This window comes from Sphingomonas sp. M1A8_2b, assembly GCF_053345535.1.
Genome location: NZ_JBKFAH010000002.1, coordinates 788,287 through 811,970 on the forward strand (window position 1 = coordinate 788,287; position 23,684 = coordinate 811,970).

Annotated in this window: 19 protein-coding genes and 1 tRNA gene; 11 read left to right on the top strand and 9 right to left on the bottom strand. The window is 63.9% G+C overall.

What is annotated here, in order from left to right; genetic code table 11:
* Nucleotides 1–621 precede the first annotated feature (621 nt).
* Complete coding sequence (locus ACLBWL_RS11725) at nt 622–1,455, bottom strand: helix-turn-helix transcriptional regulator (RefSeq protein ID WP_447793191.1); 834 nt, start codon at nt 1,453–1,455, stop codon at nt 622–624.
* Between the two features lie 96 nt (nt 1,456–1,551).
* Between ACLBWL_RS11725 and ACLBWL_RS11730 the strand changes: the two genes are divergently transcribed.
* The 3 genes from ACLBWL_RS11730 to ACLBWL_RS11740 all read left to right on the top strand — a co-directional run bounded on the left by ACLBWL_RS11730 (nt 1,552) and on the right by ACLBWL_RS11740 (nt 4,454).
* Nucleotides 1,552–2,454 (top strand): SDR family oxidoreductase, encoded by a 903-nt coding sequence (locus ACLBWL_RS11730; RefSeq protein WP_447793193.1) that lies wholly within the window; start codon nt 1,552–1,554, stop codon nt 2,452–2,454.
* A gap of 324 nt (nt 2,455–2,778) precedes the next feature.
* Nucleotides 2,779–2,976: a hypothetical protein gene (locus ACLBWL_RS11735; protein ID WP_447793195.1), complete on the top strand. Its 198-nt coding sequence runs from the start codon at nt 2,779–2,781 to the stop codon at nt 2,974–2,976.
* Nucleotides 2,973–4,454 carry a deoxyribodipyrimidine photo-lyase gene (locus ACLBWL_RS11740; protein WP_447793197.1) on the top strand — a complete coding sequence of 494 codons (1,482 nt, stop codon included), beginning with the start codon at nt 2,973–2,975 and terminating at the stop codon, nt 4,452–4,454. The genes ACLBWL_RS11735 and ACLBWL_RS11740 overlap by 4 nt, the downstream gene beginning before the upstream one ends.
* 1,914 nt (nt 4,455–6,368) lie before the next feature.
* Here ACLBWL_RS11740 and ACLBWL_RS11745 read toward each other — a convergent pair.
* Nucleotides 6,369–6,445: transfer RNA gene (locus ACLBWL_RS11745), tRNA-Pro, on the bottom strand.
* 219 nt (nt 6,446–6,664) lie between these two features.
* Between ACLBWL_RS11745 and ACLBWL_RS11750 the strand changes: the two genes are divergently transcribed.
* The 8 genes from ACLBWL_RS11750 to mazG all read left to right on the top strand — a co-directional run bounded on the left by ACLBWL_RS11750 (nt 6,665) and on the right by mazG (nt 14,521).
* Entirely contained in the window at nt 6,665–7,708 is a 1,044-nt protein-coding gene (locus ACLBWL_RS11750; protein WP_447793199.1) for a lytic murein transglycosylase, read from the top strand.
* A gap of 105 nt (nt 7,709–7,813) precedes the next feature.
* Complete coding sequence (locus tag ACLBWL_RS11755; protein ID WP_447793201.1) at nt 7,814–8,977, top strand: D-alanyl-D-alanine carboxypeptidase family protein; 1,164 nt, start codon at nt 7,814–7,816, stop codon at nt 8,975–8,977.
* Nucleotides 8,978–9,005: 28 nt separating this feature from the next.
* Entirely contained in the window at nt 9,006–9,983 is a 978-nt protein-coding gene (locus ACLBWL_RS11760) for an AAA family ATPase (RefSeq protein WP_447793203.1), read from the top strand.
* 50 nt (nt 9,984–10,033) lie between these two features.
* Nucleotides 10,034–11,581 carry a methionine--tRNA ligase gene (metG, locus tag ACLBWL_RS11765; RefSeq protein ID WP_447793205.1) on the top strand — a complete coding sequence of 516 codons (1,548 nt, stop codon included), beginning with the start codon at nt 10,034–10,036 and terminating at the stop codon, nt 11,579–11,581.
* The gene (locus tag ACLBWL_RS11770) at nt 11,581–12,372 is read left to right on the top strand and encodes a TatD family hydrolase (protein WP_447793206.1); all 792 of its coding nucleotides are present in this window, start codon (nt 11,581–11,583) and stop codon (nt 12,370–12,372) included. The genes metG and ACLBWL_RS11770 overlap by 1 nt, the downstream gene beginning before the upstream one ends.
* Entirely contained in the window at nt 12,369–13,133 is a 765-nt protein-coding gene (locus ACLBWL_RS11775) for an MBL fold metallo-hydrolase (protein ID WP_447793208.1), read from the top strand. The genes ACLBWL_RS11770 and ACLBWL_RS11775 overlap by 4 nt, the downstream gene beginning before the upstream one ends.
* The gene (locus ACLBWL_RS11780; protein WP_447793210.1) at nt 13,130–13,717 is read left to right on the top strand and encodes a retropepsin-like aspartic protease family protein; all 588 of its coding nucleotides are present in this window, start codon (nt 13,130–13,132) and stop codon (nt 13,715–13,717) included. Before ACLBWL_RS11775 ends, ACLBWL_RS11780 begins: the two co-directional genes overlap by 4 nt.
* Nucleotides 13,718–13,786: 69 nt before the next feature.
* A complete protein-coding gene (gene mazG, locus ACLBWL_RS11785; RefSeq protein ID WP_447793212.1) occupies nt 13,787–14,521 on the top strand; it encodes a nucleoside triphosphate pyrophosphohydrolase in 735 nt (244 codons plus the stop codon).
* Here the strand turns inward: mazG and hflX are convergent.
* The 7 genes from hflX to dusB all read right to left on the bottom strand — a co-directional run bounded on the left by hflX (nt 14,502) and on the right by dusB (nt 23,619).
* Nucleotides 14,502–15,794, bottom strand: coding sequence for a GTPase HflX (gene hflX / locus ACLBWL_RS11790; RefSeq protein ID WP_447793214.1), 1,293 nt, complete (start codon nt 15,792–15,794; stop codon nt 14,502–14,504). The two genes, mazG and hflX, sit on opposite strands and share 20 nt — an antisense overlap.
* Nucleotides 15,791–16,360: an RNA chaperone Hfq gene (hfq, locus tag ACLBWL_RS11795; protein ID WP_447793501.1), complete on the bottom strand. Its 570-nt coding sequence runs from the start codon at nt 16,358–16,360 to the stop codon at nt 15,791–15,793. The genes hflX and hfq overlap by 4 nt, the downstream gene beginning before the upstream one ends.
* Before the next feature lie 88 nt (nt 16,361–16,448).
* Nucleotides 16,449–17,825, bottom strand: a complete 1,377-nt coding sequence (gene ntrX, locus ACLBWL_RS11800; RefSeq protein ID WP_447793215.1) for a nitrogen assimilation response regulator NtrX — start codon at nt 17,823–17,825, stop codon at nt 16,449–16,451.
* Between the two features lie 4 nt (nt 17,826–17,829).
* Nucleotides 17,830–20,076, bottom strand: coding sequence for a sensor histidine kinase (locus ACLBWL_RS11805; RefSeq protein ID WP_447793217.1), 2,247 nt, complete (start codon nt 20,074–20,076; stop codon nt 17,830–17,832).
* Between the two features lie 72 nt (nt 20,077–20,148).
* On the bottom strand, nt 20,149–21,573 hold the full coding sequence (gene ntrC / locus ACLBWL_RS11810; protein WP_447793219.1) for a nitrogen regulation protein NR(I): 1,425 nt from the start codon (nt 21,571–21,573) through the stop codon (nt 20,149–20,151).
* Complete coding sequence (locus tag ACLBWL_RS11815; RefSeq protein WP_447793221.1) at nt 21,570–22,640, bottom strand: two-component system sensor histidine kinase NtrB; 1,071 nt, start codon at nt 22,638–22,640, stop codon at nt 21,570–21,572. Before ACLBWL_RS11815 ends, ntrC begins: the two co-directional genes overlap by 4 nt.
* Nucleotides 22,621–23,619 (bottom strand): tRNA dihydrouridine synthase DusB, encoded by a 999-nt coding sequence (gene dusB / locus ACLBWL_RS11820; protein WP_447793223.1) that lies wholly within the window; start codon nt 23,617–23,619, stop codon nt 22,621–22,623. Before dusB ends, ACLBWL_RS11815 begins: the two co-directional genes overlap by 20 nt.
* Nucleotides 23,620–23,684 lie beyond the last annotated feature (65 nt).

Sequence of the window (23,684 nt, forward strand, 5' to 3'; positions counted from 1 at the left end):
CAGCGATGCGGAGAAGGAGATTGTGGGCACCGATTGCAGCGAGTGGCGACGCGGCGGCAGTCCTTCAGGTGCCCGGGGGACGATCCCGATGCGGCTGCGGCGTCTATAGCGGCGCTTATTGTATCTGACGCGCTCGAAGCGAGATTTCCATTCCGGATACGCAATTCCGCGGGCGATCAACGGCTTTGGTGATCCGCGTCCGTGGCGGGGCCGGCAGCGACCTGCTGCACATAGTCACGAGCTTTCCTAACCTCGCTGGTTGCGCGTTCGCCGCGGCGAAGCACGGGGGCCACGACTTGGTGGATGCGCTATCCCTTTCTTGGCGATCGAACAACAGCATGTGCCAAACCATCGACGTCCGTCCCCCCATGCGCGTTTTCCGCTTGATTGGGGGACGCCGCCGCCGCTGCCAAACCGCAGCGCAGAGCGCTGATAATTACGGAGCGCTCATGGGCTTAGCTGGCATTCACTTGGCGCAAGTCAAAAGCAGTGGCATCACCGCGTAGATTTTCAGCATGCGGTAGAAACCCATGCTGAATGAACATCTGAAGTTGGATGGCAAAGGGGCCTGCGGACGTCTTCTTGTGGGTCGCAACAACCATGCCTGGATCGCTCCAGCGATCAATCGCGAGCGTCCAGCACTACGCGCAGTCGTTCTGCATCCACCAATGATACTGGGTTGTAGACGATCATTCCGAGTTCGGGGCGCCCTTCTACGGCAAATGAAGAAAACTCCATGGCAAGCAGCCCGGCATCTGGGTGATGAATGCGTTTTACCCCCTCGGTGTGCGCGACCACGTCGTTGTCGCGCCACAGTGCCTCGAACTCGGGGCTGACGCTGGACAGTTCGGCGACCAAATCGGCCGTCGCCGCGCTGCTGTTGGCACCCGCCCGCGCGACGTCCGCGCGAAAGGCACCGACGACGTAGCGGGCGATGCCGTCCCAATCCTCGTTCCGGGCGCGGACACGGTCGCTGCCGAACATCAAACGAAGGATGTTTCGACCTTCGCGCGGGAGCTTGGCATAGTCGGTCAGCAACATCGCCGCGGCGCGGTTCCAGCCGACGACGTCCCACATCGCGGTCTTGATGATTGCCGGGCTCAGCACCATGCCATCGAGCACACGTTGAAGCCGGGGACTGATTCCGTCGACCGGTTGGTAGTGCGCCTCGGGAAGACGGCCGAGGCCGAGCATGTAGATGTGCTCGCGTTCCGGCTCGGTGAGCATCAGGCCCTTGGCGATGCGGTCGAGCACGTCGGCTGATGGCGCGCCACCACGCCCCTGCTCCAGCCACGTGTACCATGTCGGGCTGATGTTGGCGCGGCTTGCCACTTCTTCGCGACGTAGTCCTGGGGTACGCCGCCGCCCGCCGCCGAACCCGAATGCCACTGGGTCGAGCCGGGTTCGACGATCGCGAAGGTAGGTTCCGAGTGGGTTTGTCGCCTCACCGGTCATGGTCGATCCTGTTACATGCTATACCACGATAAGATCACTACTTTAACACGGTCTGGCAGGTCGCGATACGTCGCCTTGGCAACAAGGAGATTCTCCGTGCGCGTGTTTCTAACCGGCGCGACCGGCTTTATCGGCTCGCACGTTATTCCCGAACTCCTCGCTCGAGGTCATAAGGTACTTGGCCTCACCCGCTCCGACGCGGGAGCCCATCGCCTCGAAGCGGCCGGCGTCGAAGTCCATCGCGGCGACCTGGATAAGCCCGAAACGCTTGCGAGTGGCGCTGCGGCGGCCGACGCGGTGATCCACTGCGCGTTCGACCATAATTTCGATACCTTCTTCGCGAACACCAAAAAGGACGAACGCAACATCGCCGCCATGGGGGAGGCGCTCGCAGGGACGCATAAGCCGATCCTAATCACCTCGGGCGTCGGCATCGGCACGCCGCTCAACGGCGGCCCCGCGACCGAGGACGTTCTTAACCCGCGCCACGCCAATCCGCGCATCGCGACCGAACTCGCGGGCGCGGCGCTGATCGCCAAGCGCGTTGACGTACGCACTATTCGGCTGCCACAGGTGCATGACACCACCAAGGCCGGGTTGATCACGCCGCTGATCGCGGAGGCGCGCCGTGCAGGAGCGATGGCGTATGTACGCGAGGGCACTACACGCTGGGCTGCTGCACACGTCAGGGACGTCGCGAAGCTTTACGTTCTGGCATTGGAGAAGGGCGAGCCAGGTGCCCGTTACAATGCGTCCGTTGAGGAAGGAGTGACGGCACGCGAGATCGCTGAAGCGATCGGAAAGGGATCGGGATTGCCGGTCCGTTCGGTCACAGACGACGAAGTCGAGCACTATTTTGGCTGGATGGCGCCGTTCGCCGCGCTCGACATGATCGCTTCGAGTGGCTGGACTCGGGCGCGTCTTGGATGGGAGCCGACGGGGTCTGATCTGCTCACGGACCTCGCGGCGATGGACTTTTCGCCGTTCGCTGACGCTTGATCAACCACCGTCGCTCGCTCGCTGCCCAGAGCGCCGAGCGACGTTGGATGCCGTTTCCGGCTTGATAGGATTGCACATGCCGATCTGAGTGGTGACGTCTGTGAGCTACTGAAATTAATGGATGTCCGTTCTTGGGTCGTGTGCGAATGGCCGTGAATGTTGCGTTCAGGGTCGTCGCGTGCTGGGGGAAATGGCAGCTTTCCCTTGCCCCGCCCCGAAGGGGCAACGTCGAGAAGCGCGTAATCTCCGCGACCGCCAGACTTTTTCGCCGCCGGGTAATGTACCTTACTGCCATTGACTAACCGATTCTGCTAGTCGTCGACCATGCTCAAGACACGGATAAAAAGGAAAGCCGCTGAGGCGGAGCGAGCGGTAAGATCGCTTGCCGAGATCACGGCGTCGATCATCGCGCTTCGGGATGACGATCTGCTCGATTTGGCCGACATATTCGAGGGTAACGCACCGACAATTTTAGGCACGATCGCGTCGACCGAGGTGCAACGGCGCGACCTAACCTCATGATGGTGCCAGTTGGCCTGCCCGAAGGCCTTTTCGACTGGCGGCAGGCATCGCGCGTCCGCGTGTTGAACGATCGGTTGCTGCCAGGAACCGGACGCTACGTGCTGTGCTGGCTTCAGCAGGCGCTGCGCGCGTACGACAACCCGGTCATCGACGCGGCCATCCGCCTCGGCAATGCGCGGCGGCTTCCCGTCCTCGTCTATCACGGCGTACGCGAGAACTATCCGTATGCGTCCGACCGTCTCCACCACTTCATACTCGGCGCGAGCCTCGATATCGCTGAGGGATGCCGCGAGCGCGGGCTGACGTGCGTCCGGCACATCGATCGCGAGGGACAGCGCGAGAAGGGCTTGGTCTACAGACTAGCGGCCGACGCCGCAGCGATCATGCTGGAGGACCAGCCCACCTTCGTCGCGCGGTGGCAGTCGGAGCGGGTGGCCGCTCGGGTGAACGTGCCGGTCTTCGCAGTCAACGCCGCCTGCCTGGTGCCACCGGCGGTGATCGGCAACGACGTCCGTGGTCGAACCGCGTTCTTGCGCCTTCACGAGCCAGCACGCGTTGACTGGGCGGCTTGGGACGAGGAGGTTGCGGACGCAGAACCCTATGCCGCGGCGTTGCCGTTCACACCGGACCGGTCCGAAAAGGCCGACCTTGCTACCCTGATCGCCAACCTCGACATCGATCATTCGCTGCCGGTCAGTGCTCTTCATCCCGCCGGGCGCGTTGCAGCGGAGGCGCGGCTGGTCCGCTTAGTCGAGGACGTGCTGCCGGGCTATGCGTCGGCACGCAACGATGCCACCCGCACGGACGGCGCGAGTGGCCTGTCGCCCTACTTGCATTTTGGCGTCCTTGGTCCGCGCGAGATCATGGCCGCTGTCCAGGGCGCCCAAGCCGGCAGCCAGCACAAGCGCAAGTTTGCCGACGAACTGCTCGGATGGCGGGAGTGGTTCCATTATCAGGCCCGAGGGCTTGCCGCACCGGAACGATACGACCGCGTTGCAGGCTGGGCGGTCGACACGCTCGAGCGGCACGCTAGCGACCCCCGCCCCGAGCAAGAGACGCTTGCCGCCATGCTGACGGGTTCGACGCGAGACGAGACGTGGAATGCCTGCCAGCGTCAGTTCCTCGCCAAAGGCTGGATGCACAACAACCTGCGGATGTACTGGGGCAAGCGGATCATTGCGATGACTCCGAGCCCGCAGGCGGCATGGGCGACCGCTTGCTATCTGAACGACCGGCTTAGCCTCGATGGCCGCGATCCGAGTACCTATGGAAACATCGCAGCGATGTTCGCGGGGTCGCCCGCTGATCGCGAGCGCCCCGTCTATGGGCGTGTTGCGACACGCGGCGACGGCTCTACCCGTCATAGGGAGGGCGGCGCTGAATGGCTCGCTTCGGCAGTGTCAAAACGGTCGCCGCGCGTGTCCATCCCTGCAGAGGTTCCGGTGGATCCATATCTTACCGGCGAGCCTACTGCCTAAACCGTATAGCTGCCCCTCCTGGCCGTAGAATTGCTGAACGGACGGCAGCTTTCGGGAAGTATGCACGTAGTTCTGAGCATCGCCTTTTGGGTCATGATCGTAACATTTGCGCGGCATGTGGCTCGATGGGCCTCCGGCCGACTAACTCGGCGGGACGAATCGGGTACCAACGCGCGCAAAGCTTGATCGACATTGTTATCGCGAACGGTAATCAACATGTGGGCTTGCCCCTAGCTGTGTCTGTAATCTCGGATTGGCTCGTTTCCTGCGAGCGGGCCGGCTGCCAAAAGAAGGCCGCCCGTAAGCGGCAGATGCTGCACGCAGAAAATGCTGCTTCCGGGCAAACGCGGAACGGCGGCTTTTTACAATAGCCGTCGCTGGGCGCCTTCCTTCGGAACGCCGGCTTTGATTTCCGCCATTCAATACGACTTCAAGATGCCTGCACACCAATGAATGAATGGCAGAAATTGGGAAGGCTAGAAGGCGCCACGAATGTCGGCTTATGGGTCGCCTCGAACAAGCTTGGAGCCAGCGATTAGCGTAACTGAATAGTGGTTAAAAAAGGACCTTTGTCTGGCTGCTGACGCGGTAACATCGCCATAACCGAGGATCACAGGCTGAACGCTGCTCACAGCAATTCGATACGCATTCTCGATCACTTTGGATTGCTGGAAGGCTATTATGATGGCGTAGGTCGAATTGGGCGACCCAAAAAATGATTATCTTGGAGATCGTTCCATTTGCAACAGTCTTCGAATGGATGCTGCCCCCCCATAGCCTAGGGGAGGGCAGTCCATGGTCTCACATCTGGCCCAAACCGTTTGGTGTCACGGTAAGAAGGCAACCATAGGAAGGAGACAAGCAAGCTCATCAGCCTCTTGTATGACGTGAATCGGTGGCTCTGTGGGCGCTGGATCGCTGGATCGCTGGGGCGGTGGTTCGGAAACCACTTCGCAAATATGGCATCGCCGATCGCGTTCAGTTCAAGAATGTCGTCCGTCGTGACCGTCGCGACGGTGTTGGTCGTCCCCATAGTCGTATTGCTCCCCCGCAGATGAGTCGTGCGGTGGAACGTCAATAGGGTGGAACCCTATTGTGTTGTTCAGAGGTGCTAAAAGTGCGTGTCAACAAGCACACCCCGGCTCACTTACTAGATGCAAGCACCCCAAGGCGGATTAAGATAAAGCCGGTAAAATCTGCGAATTGAAACATAAGCATCATCAAGCGAACATGCGCAGTCGCTACATGGCCGTGAGGCATTATATTTCCGCTTCGGGTATTCAAATCAATTATTGCGGATAGATTGTGAACGGGACTGTGAAACTTGGGAATATCTGGAGCAGAGAAGACTACCTTTATCTTGATAGTTCGATTCCGAGCGACTCGTTCGGCTTTGATGTCAAGTGAACCGGACTAAGAGTCGGCTTTCGATACCAAGACGCCGCCATCGTTCGGCGTTTCAATAGAAGCGAATCCTACTACGTTACGTAGCCGTCGAGGATGAATTACCACGTCCAGCGGGCGCATTGTCGTGGATCTATTTTTGATCCCTATCGTCCAGTGCGTTTCACCTCCCGAACGATCTAATGCGTCGGGTATGCGCACGGCGTCAAAGCGATAGCGAAGCCTTGTCCAAACGGTCTTGATTGAGGTGGGAACGGCTAAAAGAGCAACGACCCCGGTGGCAGCCTGAGCCCAATCTGCCCAATCAATCTCGTTCGCCATGTGCCTGCTACCCCCGCGAGCCGTATGCAGGAAGTTGACCTACAACTTGAAGTGCAAAGCTCGCCGAAACCGCATTCGGTATGAAACGGAGGTCTCGGCGCCATCCAACGCCTGATGCTACAGCAAAAGCTCCAGCACTTACTACAGCGCGGAACGCTAAGTGCATGCAAAACAACGGTTTTCCGATGATGGTCGGGGAGACAGGATTCGAACCTGCGACCCCCTGGTCCCAAACCAGGTGCGCTACCAGCCTGCGCCACTCCCCGACGGCGCTGCGGTTAGGCGTAGTTGCCGGGTTGTGCAAGCGCGATATGCAGATGGTGGACGATCCCGCGGACGTCGGCCGGTCCGCCGTCGGCAACGCCGGCGCGAGCCTGACTGTGCCGATCGTGCGACGATGCGAGGTTTCTGTTGGGCGACGGCTGTGGCAGAGCCTGTCCATGGGCGGGACATCGACAGCAACGGCGCGATTGCGCGGGACAGCAATGGGATTGGCAGCGGTGCTTGCGGTTTGCGGGCTCGCGAACCCGGCGGCGGCGCAGGACTTGCCCCCGCAATATCCGACGACCCAGGACTCAGCGTTCCAGGCGTATATGGGTACGTTGCGGCAACAGGCGCTGGCCGCCGGCGTCAGCGGGCGGACCGTCGACGCGGTGTTTCCCGGACTGACGCTCAACCAGCGGGTCATCGACCTCGATCGCAAGCAACCCGGCAGCAGTACGAGCGGGCCCAGCCCGGTGCTGTCGTTCGCGCCGTATCGGATGCAGCATGTCGATGCAGCGCGGATCGCGCGTGGTCGACAGGCGTATCAGGCACAGCGCTATCGGTTGGAACGGATCGAGCGGAGCACCGGCGTGCCGGAATCGATCATGGTCGCCATCTGGGGACACGAAACCAATTACGGCAGCTATACCGGGGACTTCGATATCCTCCGATCGCTCGCGAGCCTCGCTTATGAGGGGCGTCGGCGGTCCTTGTTCGCGGGCGAGTTCATCGCAGGCCTCAAGATGATCGATCGTGGTGTGTCGCGCGACCAGTTGAAGGGCAGCTGGGCGGGCGCGATGGGCAATCCGCAGTTCCTGCCGTCGATCTATCTGCGCGTTGCGCGCGACGGCGACGGCGACGGCCGCGCGGATATCTGGAACAGCCCCGCGGATACGCTGGCATCGATCGGCAATTACTTCGTCGACGCAGGATGGCGTGCTGGTCAGCCTTGGGGATTCGCGGTGAACGTGCCTGCCGGGTTCGATCGGTCCTCGGTCCGCAACCGACTGGTCTCGCCGCGCTGCCCACGCGTGTTCGAACGCCATAGCGGCTGGCGGACGATCGCCGAATGGCGCGCGCTGGGCGTATCGCCGCAGGCGCGATCCTGGCCCGCCGACAGCGTCATGGCAACGTTGCTCGAACCCGACGGCCCCGGCGTCACCGCGTATCTGCTTACGAGCAACTACCGCGTAATTCTCGACTATAACTGCTCGAATTTCTACGCGCTGTCGGTCGGCCTGCTCGCCGACGCGGTCGAGCGCTAGGCGGAATTTGCGTGCAACGGCACGTGACGCCATCGCCGAGCGCGGCTATGACCTGCGTTACATCCTGCCTACGGATCGAGTTCCCTTTTGCTCACGGAATACCCCATGAAGAAGCTGATCGTCGCACCGCTCGTCGCCATCGCGCTGGCACACCCCTCGGTAGCCGCCGCGCCGCAGTTCCAGACCGCCGCGCCGATCGCGTATATGGAGGACCTGTCGTCGGGCGCGGTGCTGTTCTCGCGGGACGCGGATCGCCGCATGCCGCCGGCCTCGCTCGCCAAGATGATGACGGTCTATGTCGCGTTCGACATGGTCAAGAAGGGTGAGTTGAAGCTCGACCAGATGATGACGGTGCGGCCCGAGACCTGGGCGAAATGGCATGGTCCGGCAGCGGGTTCGACGATGTTCCTGTCATCGGGTGAGAATGTCAGCGTCGCCAATCTGCTGTACGGCATCGTCACACTGTCGGGCAACGACGCGTGCATCGTGCTCGCCGAGGGCATCTCCGGTTCCGAGCAGGCGTTCACCGAGCGGATGAACCGCAAGGCCGCCGAGCTCGGCCTCAAGGACAGCCATTTCGGCACCGCGAACGGGTGGCCCGACAACGGCGTCACCTATGTGACCGCGCATGATCTCGCCAAGCTCGCCGCGGCAACGATCACCAACTACCCCGATCTCTATAAGCAATTCTATTCGAAGCGTGACTTCACCTGGGGCAAGACGATGGGCGGCAGCGCCATCACCCAGGCGAACCGCGATCCGATCCTCGGCCGCGTCGCCGGGGCCGATGGCCTTAAGACCGGGCATACCGAGGAGGCCGGTTATGGCTTCACCGGCTCAGCCGTGCAGAATGGCCGTCGCCTGGTGATGGTCGTCGCCGGTCTGACCAGTTCGGGCCAGCGCGCCGAAGAGTCGGTGCGCTTCATGGAATGGGGCTTTCGCGCGTGGCAGTCCAAGCCGATCGTCGCGAAGGGCAAGAAGGTCGAGACCGCCTCGGTCCAGCTCGGCGATTCGTCTTCGGTCGGGCTCGTCGCCCCCAAGGCACTGACCGTGACGCTGCCCGCCGGCACCTCGCCGACCTTGACCGCCAAAGTGGTCTATGACGGTCCGATCAAGGCTCCGATCAAGGCTGGCCAGCATATCGCCGATCTGGTCGTCACGACCTCCGACGGACTTCAGCAGACGATGCCGCTGGTCGCCGAGAAGGACGTCGCCGAGGCCGGCTTCTTCGGTCGCGCATGGGCAGGGCTGACCGGCTTCTTCGGCTGATGAACACAGCGCGGATGGCGTTGCCGGCATGACGTCGATCATCGGCAACGCCGCCGCTCAAGCTGCCTTTCTGGCGGCGATGCGTGGCGGATCGTTGCATCATGCATGGTTGATCGCCGGACCCCAGGGTGTCGGCAAGGCGAGTTTCGCGCGCGCTGCGGCGATGCAGATGCTGGCCGACGGAGCCGATCCGAATGCAATCTCGGCCGGGTTCGACGTGCCCGAGGGAAACCGGACACGGTCGTTGATGGAAGCTGGGTCCCATCCTGATTTCCGGGTGCTTGCGCGGCTGCCGAAAGATCCGGAGAAACCCGATCAGGATCTCGCGCGGAGCATCACGATCGCACAGGTTCGCACGCTGCAACCGCTGTTCGCGACCACCCCGTCGATGAGCCCGCGCCGGGTCGTGGTGATCGATGCGATCGACGATCTGGAGCGGGGCGGGGCGAACGCGCTGCTCAAAAACCTCGAGGAACCGCCGGCGGGTACGATCTTTCTGCTCGTCAGCCATGCCCCCGGGCGACTGCTGCCGACGATCCGCTCGCGCTGTCGGTTGCTGCGGTTCGAGGCACTCAGCGATGGCGAGGTCGCGACGGCGATCCGGACGTTGCAACCCGACGCAGACGAGGGTGAGGTCGCCGCGCTTGTGCGCGCAAGCGACGGCGCGCCTGGTCGTGCGCTCCGGTATGCCGGGCTCGACATCGCCGCGATCGACGATGCGATCGCGGCGATCGCGCAGGACGGCGACCGGGACAATGGACGACGGTTGAAGCTCGCAAAGTCGCTGGGGCTCAAGGCGGCGCAACCGCGCTACGAGGCATTCCTGGACCGCGCGCCAGCGTTCATTGCCGATGCCGCACGAACCCGGTCGGGGCCGGCGCTGCGATCCGCGCTCGACGCGCACGCCGCGGCACGCGAACTGGCGGGCGCAGCGATCGGCTTGTCGCTCGACGCGCAGGCGACCGTGTTCGAAATGGCCGGGATCGTCGCGACATTGCGCCACTGATCGGACTGCGCAGGCTTCACCTGCTCCGGGCGATGCTCTAGGAGCGCGGCATGGCCGACCCTTTCTATATCACCACCGCGATCCACTATCCCAATGGCCGACCGCATATCGGCCATGCCTACGAGATGGTCGCCGCCGACGCGATCGCGCGCTTCCAGCGTCAGGCTGGGCGCGATGTCCTGTTCCAGACCGGGACCGACGAGCACGGCCTCAAGATGGTCCAGGCCGCACGCGACCGGGATATGCCGGTGCGCGAACTTGCCAATGAAATGTCGTCGTATTTCCACGCGATGGCGGACCGTCTTGGCATCTCCTATGACCGGTTCATCCGCACCGTCGACGAGGACCACTACGCCGCCAGCGCCGCGATCTGGCAGGCGATGGCGGATGCGGGCGATCTGTATCTCGATCGCTACGAGGGCTGGTATTCGGTCCGCGACGAGGCGTTCTACGACGAATCCGAACTGACCGGGGAGGGCAACGATCGCCGCTCGCCGCAAGGTACGCCGGTCGAATGGACCGCGGAGGAGACGTGGTTCTTCCGCCTGTCGAAATATCAGCAGCCGTTGCTCGATCTCTACGCCGCCAACCCCGATTTCATCCGTCCCGAAAGCCGCCGCAACGAAGTGATGCGGTTCGTCGAGGGTGGCCTGAACGACCTTTCGGTATCGCGGACCAGCTTCGATTGGGGCGTACCGGTGCCGGGCAGCCCGGGTCATGTGATGTACGTGTGGGTCGACGCGCTCACCAACTACCTGACCGGGATCGGCTATCCCGACATGACCGGCGACAAGGCTAAATACTGGCCGGCGGATATCCATCTGATCGGCAAGGATATCGTCCGGTTCCACGCGGTCTATTGGCCCGCGTTCCTTCTCTCGGCGGGCATCCCGCTGCCCAAGAGCGTGTTCGGCCACGGCTTCCTTCTTACCCGCGGTGAGAAGATGTCGAAGTCGGTCGGCAACGTCGTCGATCCGATGGCGCTGGCGGACGCGTTCGGGGTCGATGCGCTGCGCTATTTTTTCCTGCGCGACGTGAGCTTCGGGCAGGACGGCAGCTATTCGCCGGAGTCGATCGTGACGCGCGTCAACGCCGAGCTGGCGAACAGCTTCGGCAACCTGGCGCAGCGGACCTTGTCGTTTATTGCCAAGAATTTGGAGGGCGTCTTTCCCACGACGGGTACGGTTCAGGATGCGGACGGCATGCTGATCGAGGAGGTCGTCGTGGCATGCGCCGGGTTCAAGTCCGGCTTCACCGATCTCGCGCTGTCGCAGGCGATCGAGGCGTGGATGCGCGGCGTGTTCGCGTGTAACCAGTATATCGATGCTCAAGCTCCCTGGGCGCTGCGAAAGACCGATCCGGAGCGGATGCACGCGGTGTTGCGCACGTTGGTCCGCGCGATCCGGATGCTGGCGATCGCGATCCTGCCCGTCGTGCCGGACTCGGCGGGCAAGGTACTCGACCAGATTGGCGCAATGGAGCGCGATCACGCCGCGATCGACGACGATGGCTGGTACGACCGCGTCGCCGCGTCGGCCTTCCGGATCGCGCCGCCAAGCCCGGTCTTTCCCCGTCTCGAAATCCCTGCGGAGGCCTGATGCTCGCCGACAGCCATTGCCACCTCAATTATAAGGGCCTCGTCGAGGACCAGCAGGCGGTCCTCGCGCGGGCACGGGCGAGGGGGGTGACGGCGATGCTCAACATCTCGACGCGTGAGAGCGAATGGGACGAGATCGTCGCCACCGCCGAGCGCGAGCCCGATGTCTGGGCGACGATCGGCATCCATCCCAACGAGGCGGACACCTATCCCGACGTCGATGCGGCCAAGCTGATCGCGCGGGCACGGCACCCCCGGGTGGTCGGGCTCGGCGAGAGCGGCCTCGACTATTTCCGCGACACCTCGGATCGCGCCCGCCAGCAGGCAAGCTTCCGCGCGCATATCGCCGCGTCGCGCGAGACCGGACTGCCGATCGTCGTTCACACCCGCGATGCCGAGGACGATACCGCCGCGATCATGGCCGAAGAAATGGGGAAGGGGGCCTATCCCGGCGTCATCCACTGCTTCACGGCGAGTGGAGCTTTCGCCGACAAGGCGTTGGATATGGGCCTTTATATCTCGATTTCGGGCATCGTGACGTTCAAGAACGCCCGTGATCTGCAAGAAACGGCCGCACGCCTGCCGATCGAGCGGTTGCTCATTGAGACCGACGCACCGTTCCTCGCGCCGGTGCCACACCGTGGCAAGACCGGCGAACCCGGGTTCGTCGCCGACACCGCGCAGTTCCTCGCCGATCTGCGTGGAGAAAATGTCGAGGAATTATCGCGTCGTACCGCGGAGAACTTCCACACGCTGTTCGCCAAGACGCGGGTGGCCGGAGCGGAAGCATGAAGATCACGATCCTCGGCTCCGGTACATCCTCCGGCGTGCCGAGGATCGGCAACGACTGGGGCGAGTGCGACCCGACGGTCCCGCGCAACCGCCGCACGCGCGCCTCGGCGCTGGTCGAGCATGACGGTACGCGGATACTGATCGACACCAGTCCCGACATGCGCGCGCAGTTGCTGGCGGCCGATATCGACCAGGTCGATGCGGTGATCTGGACGCACGATCATGCCGATCACTGCCACGGCATCGACGATCTGCGGCAACTGTTCCACGTTACCGGCACGCCGGTCCGCGGCTATGCGCGGCCGACCACGCTGGCGGCACTCGATGCGCGGTTCACCTATGCCTTTCACGGCCGAGCCGGGTATCCGCCGACGATCGCCGCCAAAGCATTGCCGGATCGGCTGCAGATCGGCGGCATCGATATCCGCGTGACCGATCAACCGCATGGCAACATTCATGCCGCCGGGCTGCGTTTCGACGCGGATGGTCTTTCGATCGGATATGCGACCGATTTCAATATCATGACCGACGATATGGCGAGCCTATATCAGGACCTCGATATCTGGGTCGTCGATGCCTTGCGCCGCCGGCCGCATCCCACGCACATGGAGCTGCCCGCGGTGCTTGCCTGGGTAGAGACGCTGAAGCCGAAGCGGACGGCGCTGATCCATATGGACCACAGCATGGATTATGCGACCTTGCGCGCCGAACTGCCCGCGGGTGTCGAGCCCGGCTATGACGGGCTGGTGCTCACCGCATGACCGACGATCGTGCAGCCCAGTTCGCGCTGTACGCCATCATGCTGATCTTGCCGTTGTCGGCGCTCGCCGCGCGTAGGCTGCCGGTTGAGCCGATGCTGAAGATGGTGCTGGCCTGGATCGCGATCTTTACCGTCGGGGTGCTGATCGCGAGCCAACGGGACCGGTTTTCAGGACTTTTGTCGACCATCAGCGACCAGCAGGTCAGCGGGAGCGAAACGCGTATCAGGATGGCGGACGACGGTCACTTCTGGGCCGACGTCGACATAGATGGCGTAAAACGGCGGATGCTGATCGATAGCGGTGCCACGACGACGGCGCTGTCGGCTGCCACGGCGCGCGCCGCCGGACTGGACAGCGACGAGAGTCCGTTTCCGGTCGTCATCTCGACCGCCAACGGCGACGTGACCGCGCGGACCGCGACGGTGAAACGCGTGACGCTCGGGGCGATCACGGCGACCGACCTGGGGGTTGTGACATCGCCAGCGTTCGGCGACACCGATGTGATCGGGATGAACTTTCTATCGCGGTTGGATTCCTGGCGGGTCGAGAATGCGACGCTGATCCTGACACCGAAACAAAGCTAGACTTTACATAATGTTTATTATCGATCTTGCATTAGTGCATGGTCGATCGTCAACGAACAGGTATTTTCCATGATCGAACGCCTCACTTCCATCATGGCGCGGTTGCGTGATCCGCTGGAGGGCTGCGAATGGGATCGCGAGCAAACCTGGTCGACGATTGCGCCGTACACGATCGAGGAAGCCTATGAGGTTGCCGACGCGATCGCACGCGACGATCCCGCCGATCTCAAGGACGAACTCGGCGACCTGTTGCTGCAGGTCGTGTTCCACAGCCGCATCGCCGAGGAATCGGGTGCATTCACGTTGGCCGACGTCGTCGCCACGATCAGCGACAAGATGGAGCGGCGGCATCCACATATCTTCGGCGACGCCGCGAGCTCGCCGGGATGGGAGACCATCAAGGCTGGCGAACGGGCGGAAAAGCCGGACCCCAGCGCCTTGGCCGGCGTCGCGATCGGCCTGCCCGCCTTGTCACGCGCCGAGAAACTGCAAAAGCGTGCGGCGCGGGTCGGTTTCGACTGGCCGGATGCGGTGGGTCCACTTGCCAAGGTCTACGAGGAAATCGAGGAGGTTCGCGAGGCTGGTGCAGATACGGTGGCAGAGGAGATCGGCGATCTGTTGTTCGCCGTCACCAACTGGGCACGGCATCTCGGGGTCGATCCCGAGGCCGCGTTACGCGCGGGCAACGCGAAGTTCGAGGGCCGGTTCCGTGCGATCGAGGCCGATGGCGGCGACGCGTTCGCCGCCATGACGCTCGATCAGAAGGAAGCGCTATGGCAGGCGGTCAAGCATCGCGGCGGATGAACCGGTCATAGTCGGTGTCGGACAAGCGAACCTCATAGGTCGTCGCCAACTCGTCATCCGCACTGCCGAGCACCTCGCCGTGCGCGTGCAACCACGCCGCGCCTGCGCCATCGGTCGCATCCAGCGTGATGCTGTAGCGACGATGCGCACCGGTCAGCTTGGCGGCGACCTGGTGGACCAGTTCGTCCACCCCTTCCCCGCTCAGCGCCGAGATCGCGACGACGTCGTCACGGTGCGCAGCCTGCGCGGCGATCTCCTCGTGCGTATCGCCATCGAGGAGATCGAGCTTGTTCCAGACCTCGAACCGCGGCGTGTTCTCGTCGACGCCGATCTCGGCCAGCACGGTTTCGACGTCCGTCCGCTGCGCCTCGGTATCGGGATGCGCGATATCGCGGATGTGGACGAGCAGATCGGCGGACACGACCTCCTCCAGCGTCGCCTTGAACGCGGCGACCAGTTGCGTCGGCAGGTCCGAGACGAACCCGACCGTATCGGACAGGATCGCTTTGTCAATGCCGGGTAACTGGATCTGCCGCAACGTCGGGTCGAGCGTCGCGAACAGCAGATCCTCGGCCATCACGTCGGCCCCCGTGAGCCGGTTGAACAGCGTGGACTTGCCCGCATTGGTATAGCCGACCAGCGCGATCACCGGCCACGGCGCACGTTGGCGCCGCTCACGGTGAAGCCCCCGCGTACGACTGACTTGCTCGAGCTCGCGCTTGAGCCTTGCCATCCGATCGCGGATCAGGCGGCGATCCGCCTCGATCTGGGTCTCGCCCGGACCGCCCAGAAAGCCGAAGCCACCACGTTGGCGTTCGAGATGGGTCCAGCTGCGGACCAGCCGACCCGCCTGATAATCGAGATGTGCCAGCTCGACCTGCAAGCGTCCCTCGGCGGTCGCAGCCCGCTCGCCGAAGATTTCGAGGATCAGGCCGGTGCGATCGATGACCTTGGTTTCGAGCGCCTTTTCGAGATTGCGCTGCTGAACCGGGCTGAGGCTCGCGTCGAACACGACGAGCCCCGCCTCTTCCATCCGCACCTGGGTCGCGAGCAGCTCGACCTGACCACTGCCGATCAACGTTGCCGGCTTGGGCTGGCGGACGCGGTAGGCGATCCGCTCCACCACCTCGACGCCGATCGCCGCGGCGAGGCCTGCGGTCTCCTCAAGTCGAGCATCGACGTCGCGCGAAGCGTCGCCTTGGTCGGGTAATACCACGATCGCCCGAGTGCCGCGGGTGAACTCGTCCCGATCGCGTTCGAAACCGCTACTCAATCGTCATGGTCCACGTCATCTGCATCATCATCGGTGTCGGTGGGCTCTTCGGCAAGATTCAGCGGGCGCGCCGGCTGGATCGTCGAGACCGCGTGCTTGTAGACGAGCTGTGCCATGCCCTCGCGCTGGAGCAGCATGCAGAACAGGTCGAAGCCGGCGATCTGGCCCTGCAGCATGACGCCGTTGATCAGGAACATCGTCACGCTATCTTCGGATTTGCGCACCGCGTTGAGAAAAATATCCTGCAACAACGGGTGCTTCTTCTGGTTCTCTCCGACCGCGTCGACGATCGCCGACACGTCCATCGGTCCGGCGGGCATGATCGTCGAGATCGCGTGCTTGTAGATCAGCTGCGATTGGCCATCGCGACGGAGCAACACGGAAAAATTATCGAACCATGTGACGATGCCCTGGAGCTTCACGCCCTTGACGAGGAACATCGTGACCGGCGTCTTGGAGCGCCGTAGTGCGTTCAGGAAGAGGTCCTGAAGCGAGCCTGGTTTTTCGGCCAATGGGATAACCCTTTGTTTTTGGCGGGACTTTGCCCGCGAGGCGCTGTTTCCCAGCGTCGGAGATGCACCCGGTTACCGGGCGCCATACGTGATCTATGATCTATGCGGCCGTAGTTCCAGAGGGCGGCGAAATTACGGCGCTCTATTCGTCGCGTGTTTCGGTGATCCCGAGCAGTTTGAGTTTCCGGTGCAGGGCCGACCGCTCCATGCCGATGAAGCTGGCCGTGCGCGAGATGTTGCCCGAAAACCGCCGGATCTGGACGCGCAGATATTCGCGCTCGAACGTCTCGCGCGCCTCGCGCAGCGGCGATCCCATGATCGCGGTGCCGCCCGCAGCCCCCATGTCACCCTGATCGCCGAGCACCTCGGCGGGCAGGAGATCGATATCGATCCGGCCAATCCGGTCGCCAGGCGCGAGGATGATCGTCCGCTCGACGACGTTGCGCAACTGGCGGACGTTGCCGGGCCAGTCATAGGACTGCAGCGCGACCATCGCATCGGGTGCGATCTCCGGGGTCGGCACGCGGCGTTCTGACGCATAGTGCGCGATGAAATGCTGGACCAGCGCCGGGATATCCTCGCGGCGATCCGACAGCGGCGGGATCGTGACCGGCACGACATTGAGCCGGTAATAGAGGTCTTCGCGAAACCGCCCCTCGGAGATTTCGAACACCAGATCGCGCGCCGTTGCAGACACGACCCGCACGTCCACTTTCACTACGCGCGTGCCGCCAACCCGGGTGAAACTCTGGTCGGTGAGCGCGCGCAGGATACGCGCCTGGGTTGCGATCGGCATGTCCGCAATCTCGTCGAGGAACAGCGTTCCGCCATGCGCCTGCTCGAACAGACCGGGCCGAACCAGATCGCCGGCTTCCTCGACACCGAACAACTCCTCGTCCATTCGCTCCGGCGTCATCCGCGCGGCGCTGACGATGATGAACGGAGCGTCCGATCGTAGACTCCAGCCGTGCAGCAGCCGCGCAGCGACTTCCTTGCCGACGCCTGCCGCACCCATGATCAGTACACGGCTCCCCGTCGACGCGACGCGCTTCAAGGTCGCCCGGACGCCGTTGATCGAACCCGAGTTGCCGGTCAGATCGGTCTCGCGGCCGACCGTCGCGCGCAACGACGCCACTTCGCGGCGCAGGCGTTCGGTCTCGGTCGCACGCGCAACCATGATAAGCAGGCGTTCCGCTTCGAACGGTTTTTCGATGAAATCGGAGGCGCCGCGGCGGATGGCGGCGACAGCGGTGTCGAGATTGCCGTGACCCGAGATCACCAGCACCGGAATCGATGGATCGCGACGCTTGATCTCGTCGAGCAGTTCGAGCCCGTCGAGCCGCGAACCCTGGAGCCATACGTCGAGCAGGACGAGCGACGGCCGACGCGCGGCAATCGCCTCAAGCGCGGAATCGCTGTCGCCAGCATCCCGCGTGTCATAGCCTTCGTCCTCGAGCACGCCGGCCACGAGTTCGCGGATGTCACGTTCGTCGTCCACGACGAGAATATCGAGCGCCATCAAATCATATCCGGTTGCGGGTCATCGTGGCGAGCTGGCCCTCCCCTGCCAGCTCGGGTGCCGATGCCCCTTGGTCGAGCGCGGCCAGCGCCTTGGCGTCGAAGATCATGGTGACGATTGTACCGCCACCGGGTCGATCGGAAAAGCCGATCGTACCACAATGCTCCTCAATGATCTTCTTCACGATGGCAAGCCCGAGGCCGGTGCCGCGCGCGCGCGTGGTGACGTACGGCTCCATGATCCGGTCGCGATCGGGAGGAAGGCCGATGCCGGTATCCGCCACCGCGATGGTGACGCTGCGGCCGGGATCCTGGCTCAGCGTCATCGTCACCGAGCCGCCCGATTCGCCTCGCGATTCAATCGCTTCCACCGCGTTCTTGACGATATTGGTCAGCGCCTGCCCGATCTGTCGGCGGTCGCAGACGAGCGCCAGACCCGGATCGTCGTTGACGAGATGGAAGCCGATAGCGGGATGCGCCACCTCGTGCAGGAACAACGCCTGTCGCGCGGCGTCGACCAGCGATTCCTCCCGAAACACAGGCTTGGGCATACGCGCGAACGACGAAAATTCGTCCACCATCCGGCGGAGGTCGCCGACCTGGCGGATGATCGTGTCGGTCAGTCGCGAGAACGTGCCGTCCTGCATCTCGGCCTTGGCACCATAGCGCCGCTGGAGGCGCTCGGCGGCAAGCTGAATTGGGGTCAGCGGGTTTTTGATCTCGTGCGCGATCCGGCGCGCGACGTCGGACCACGCGGCGCGACGCTGGTCGAGCAGCTGCTGGGTGATATCGTCGAACGTCAGGATCGGCCCGGTGGTCGGTCGCGCGATCCGGACCGCGAGCGTCCGCATATCGCTTGCCTGCCCGATCTCGACGATCGCCTCGCGGTCACCGTTGTCGAGCATCGCATCGAGTTCGGGCGCGACGTCGACCAAGCGGCGGCCGACCAGAGTATCGGTACCCACGACCGCCGCAAGTAGCCCCGTGGCGGATTCGTTCGCGATCGTTATCGTCCGGTCGCGACTGGTCGCGACGACACCCGCCGATACGCCCGCCATCACCGCCTCGATCAAGGCTCTACGGTTTTCGAGCTGGCCGTTTGCGGTGACGAGTTCGGTGTTCTGTTCCTCCAACCGGCCCGTCATCTGGTTGAACGCATTGGCCAGCGTCCCGACTTCGTCGCGGCTGCGCGGGTCGGGGACGCGTGCGGTCAGATCGCCGGCGGCGACCCGGCGGGCCGCATCGACAAGTTCGCCGACCGGCCGCACGAGGCGATCAGCGACGGCAAGCGCAATCCAGACCGCGATCCCGATGATCAGCAGCGAAATCAGCAGCAGCGCCGCGTTGAACCGCAATTGCAGGCTGCGGGCTCGCGCCAGAAGCGATCGATAGCTCTTCAGCACGTCGTTCGCGCGCGTCGTCTGCTCGGACAGCAATTTCGTATCCTCTACGCGCCCGGCGTACAGGAACAGTTCGTCGGAGCCCGGCAGCATCGTGATCGTCTGAATGCGATCCCCGGTCACCGCGACGACCGCGCTCTTGCCCGACCGCAGCTCGGCGATCGCCGAGGGCGTGACGCGGCGCGTGAAATCGATCTCGTACGGATTGACGATCGCCAGTGTCTGGATGCCCTGCTGGGGAGACACCTTGAACAACGCGGCTTCCGAGAGGCTGCGATAATAGACCTGCTGGAGGAACCAGCCGGAGAAATCCGGGCTTTGCAGCGAGCGCTCGCGGAGATAGGCGGACATGTCGCTCGCCATCGTCACGGTGGCTTCCTGCCACCGGTTGAGCTGGCGCGCATACGACGACTGGGCGAGCCCGGTCGCATTCTCCAGCATCCCGCGCGCCTGGTCGGAATACCAGAACTGCACACCGTACTGGAACAGCAACGATGCGAAGATCGTGACCAGCAGCATCGGCACTGCGGCGACGATCGAGAACAGGGCGACAAGACGGACGTGGAGACGCCCGCCGCCACCGACGGGCGACCGGGCGGCGCGGCGCATGGCAACACGCCGTCCGAGCAGCATCAGGAGTGCGATACCGGGCACGAGGTTCGCGACCAGCAGCAACGCTACCAGTGGCGGCTCAAGGAGACGCTGCGGCGCGTCGGTTCCCGTGATCGTGAAGTAGCTTGCAACGCCGATCACGATCGCCACAGCCACGACGAGCGCCTCGATCGTGGGCGTCACGGCAAACCGGGCCGGAGGCCCGTCTTCATCCATAGGTAGCGCCGCGGAAGCGATCATCGGTGCCCCGATACAACGTCGACCGTTGCCTTTAAACCACATAATGAACGGAAGATGGCCGTTTCGGTGCAATCAGGCGAGCGGTTCACCGCCGAGGTCGATCCCCAGCGTGTCTAGCCGCTTGCGGAGCGTATTCCGATTTATCCCCAGCGCACGTGCCGCGCGGAGCTGATTCTGGCCGTGGCGCGCGAGCATCGCCTCGATCAGCGGGCGTTCGACCTCGCCGATCACCCGGTCGTACAAGGTGCCGTTGTCGAGCGCGGCGGGATCCTGCCGGGCGATCCGATCGATCATCGTACGAACGGCCTGCGCGATGTCGATATCGGCGGGCTCGCTCGTGTCGACCTGCGTGCCGATCATCATCCGGATCGCGTCGGCGTCGATTACCTCGTCACGGGCGAGGACCGCGAGGCGACGCATGAGATTTTCGAGTTCGCGAACGTTGCCGGGCCACGCGTGCGCGCCAAGTGCCGTGATCGCATCGCCGGCAAGCTGTCGGCGCGGCAGTCCCTGGATCGCGGCATGATCGAGAAAGTGACGTGCGAGCAGGGCGATATCCTGGCGACGTTCACGCAGCGGCGGCAGGGTGATCGGCACGACGTTGAGACGGTAGAACAGGTCTTCGCGGAACTGCCCCGTGGCGACCTGCGCGGACAGATCGCGGTTGGTGGCGGCGACGATCCGCACGTCGACACGGATCGTGCGGGCGCCACCGACGCTGGTGAACTCGCCGGACTGGAGCACGCGGAGCAGCCGGGTCTGCGCTTCCATCGGCATGTCGCCGATCTCGTCGAGGAACAGCGTCCCGCCCGACGCCTGCTCGAACCGCCCGGCGTTGCGCGTCGCCGCGCCGGTAAACGCGCCGCGCTCGTGACCGAACAACTCCGCCTCGATCAGTTCGCGCGGGATCGCGGCCATGTTGATCGCCACGAACGGCGCGGCACTGCGCGGGCCGAGATCGTGGATCGCGCGCGCGACCAGCTCCTTGCCGGTGCCGGATTCCCCAGAGATCAGTACCGTCAGGTCGTTCGACACGACGCGCGCGATGATCCGGTACACGTCCTGCATCGCCGCCGAACGCCCGATCAACGGCAGCGCGCGGTCTTCGTCGCGGAGATCGTCGTCGGACACCGTTCCACCGCGGGCGAGCGCACCCGTGACGGCGCGCGTCAGGACGTCGAGGTCGAACGGCTTGGGGAGGTATTCGTAGGCACCGACCTCGGCCGCGCGGACCGCGGTGGTCAGCGTGTTCTGCGCCGACAGCACGATGATCGGCAGCAGGGGGAAACGCGCGGCGACGCTGCGGACATGGTCGATACCGTCGCCGTCGGGCAGGATCACGTCGGTGACGAGAACATCGGGGAGCGCGCTAGCCAGCGCGCGTTCGAGCTGCCCAAGACTGTCGGCGACGGTGACCTCGTGCCCCGCCCGCCGGAGCGCCTGGGCGACGACGGTGCGGATCGCGGCATCGTCGTCGACGACCAGGACGGTGCTCACGATGCGGCCCTTGGCAGCAACAGGCGGAGGACGGTCATTTCGGGATTTCCTTCGCGGGCATACTGGACGATTCCGCCCATGTCGCGCGTGAGCTTGTCGACCAAAGCGAGGCCAAGCCCCTGCCCTTCGCGTCGCCCGGAAACGAACGGATCGAACAGGTGATCGGCGATATCGGCGGGCGCGCCAGGCCCATTGTCGAAGACGCAGATCTCGATCGGCAGCGGCAGACGCGGTTTGCCCGGCGCCGAGCTGATGGTGATGCCGTGACGGTAGGCGGTCGTCATGACGATGCGCGGTTCGCGTTCGTTTCGAACCGCTTCGCGCGCGTTCTTGAGAAGGTTTATGATGATCTGGAGCAACGCGTCGCGGTTGATCTGGGCGGGCGGAAGCGAGGGATCGAAGCGTTCCTCGATCGGGATACCGCGTGCGAACCCGGCGAGTGCGAGCCGGCGGGCATGGCCGAGCAGCGGATAGATGTTCTCGCTGGCCAGCGGCAGCGGCCGCGTGTCGCTGAAATCCTGCATCCGGTCGATCAGCGCGGCGATCCGGTCGACCTCGGTGACGATCAGCGTCGTCAGTTCGCCGGCACCGAGCAACTGCGCCGCACCGCGAATGCCGGACAGCGGGTTCTTGATCTCGTGCGCCAGCATCGCCGCCGCGCCGACCGCCGCTCTCGCTCCAGCGGCGCGGTCGGCGGAATGGCCGAGCCGCCGCGAGGTTGCCGCGGAATGCAGCGTGATCGCGCGCCAGCCCGGATAATCGGCAATCTGCGTCTCGGCGAAATCCACCCGGATCTTGACGCCGCGCGCGGTCGAGATCTCGGTATCGTAGACCGCGAGGCCGTGCCCGTCGCGATTGCGCGGATCGTCTGGCGGCGGGATTATAGCGTCGAGCGGTTGGCCGATCATCAGCCGTTCGGACAGGTTCAGCAATTGCTCGGCGAGCGCGTTGGCATGTGCGACGCGCTGGTTCGGATCGACCACGACGACCGCGACCGGCAGCGCCGCAAACAGCTCCGCAAAGCCCGGCCGTCCGCGTGAACTGGTGTCAGGCCGCTGCAAGGTCACGCCAAGGCGCGTAAAACTCGGCGAGCATCGCCTTGACCTGCTTGGGATCGGGCACCTGGTTCACCTTGTTGCGGAACTCGGCCGAACCAGGCAGCCCCTTGGTGTACCAGCCGATATGCTTGCGCGCCATGTTGACGCCGGTCTCGATCCCATAGTGTTCGAGCATCGCCTCGTAATGGCCTGCGATCGCGTCATATTGCTCGGTGATCGACGGGTCTTCGATGCGCCGGCCCGTGGCGAACCACTCCATCACCTGCCCCAGTACCCAAGGCTTCCCATACGCGCCGCGGCCGATCATCAGGCCGTCCGCGCCCGACTGGTCCATCGCCGCCTCGGCGTCCTCGATGGTGCAGATATCGCCATTGACGATCACCGGGACGGTCACCGCTTCCTTGACCCTGCGGACGAAGCCCCAATCGGCATTGCCCTTGTACATCTGGTTGCGGGTGCGGCCGTGGACGGTGATCAGCTTCACGCCGAGATCCTCGGCGATCCGCGCCAATTCGGGCGCGTTGAGGCTGTCGTGACACCAGCCCATCCGCATTTTGAGCGTCACCGGTACGTCGACCGCCTTGACGGTGGCGTCGACGATGGCGCTAGCGAGCTTCAGGTCGCGCATCAGCGCCGAGCCCGCGTCGCCGTTGACGACTTTCCGCACCGGGCAGCCCATGTTGATGTCGATGATCGCCGCGCCGCGATCCTGGCTGAGCTTGGCCGCCTCGCCCATCTCGTATGGGGTGCAGCCGATCAGCTGCATCGACACCGGCTCCTCGAGCCGATCCCATGCCGCCTTCTGCAACGACTGGCGCGTTTCGCGGATGGCCGCCTGGCTCGCTACCATCTCGGTAACGTTCAGCCCCGAGCCATAGCGTCGCACGAGCGTGCGGAACGGCATGTCGGTGACGCCGGTCATCGGCGCGAGCACGACGGGGCTTTCGATCCGAACAGGACCGATCTGGATGGGGTTCAAGTTGCGCATGAATGTGCCTGAAAAAGAGGCATCCCCCTACCCTACCCCGCGCTCGGTCGCAAGACTGGCGAGCC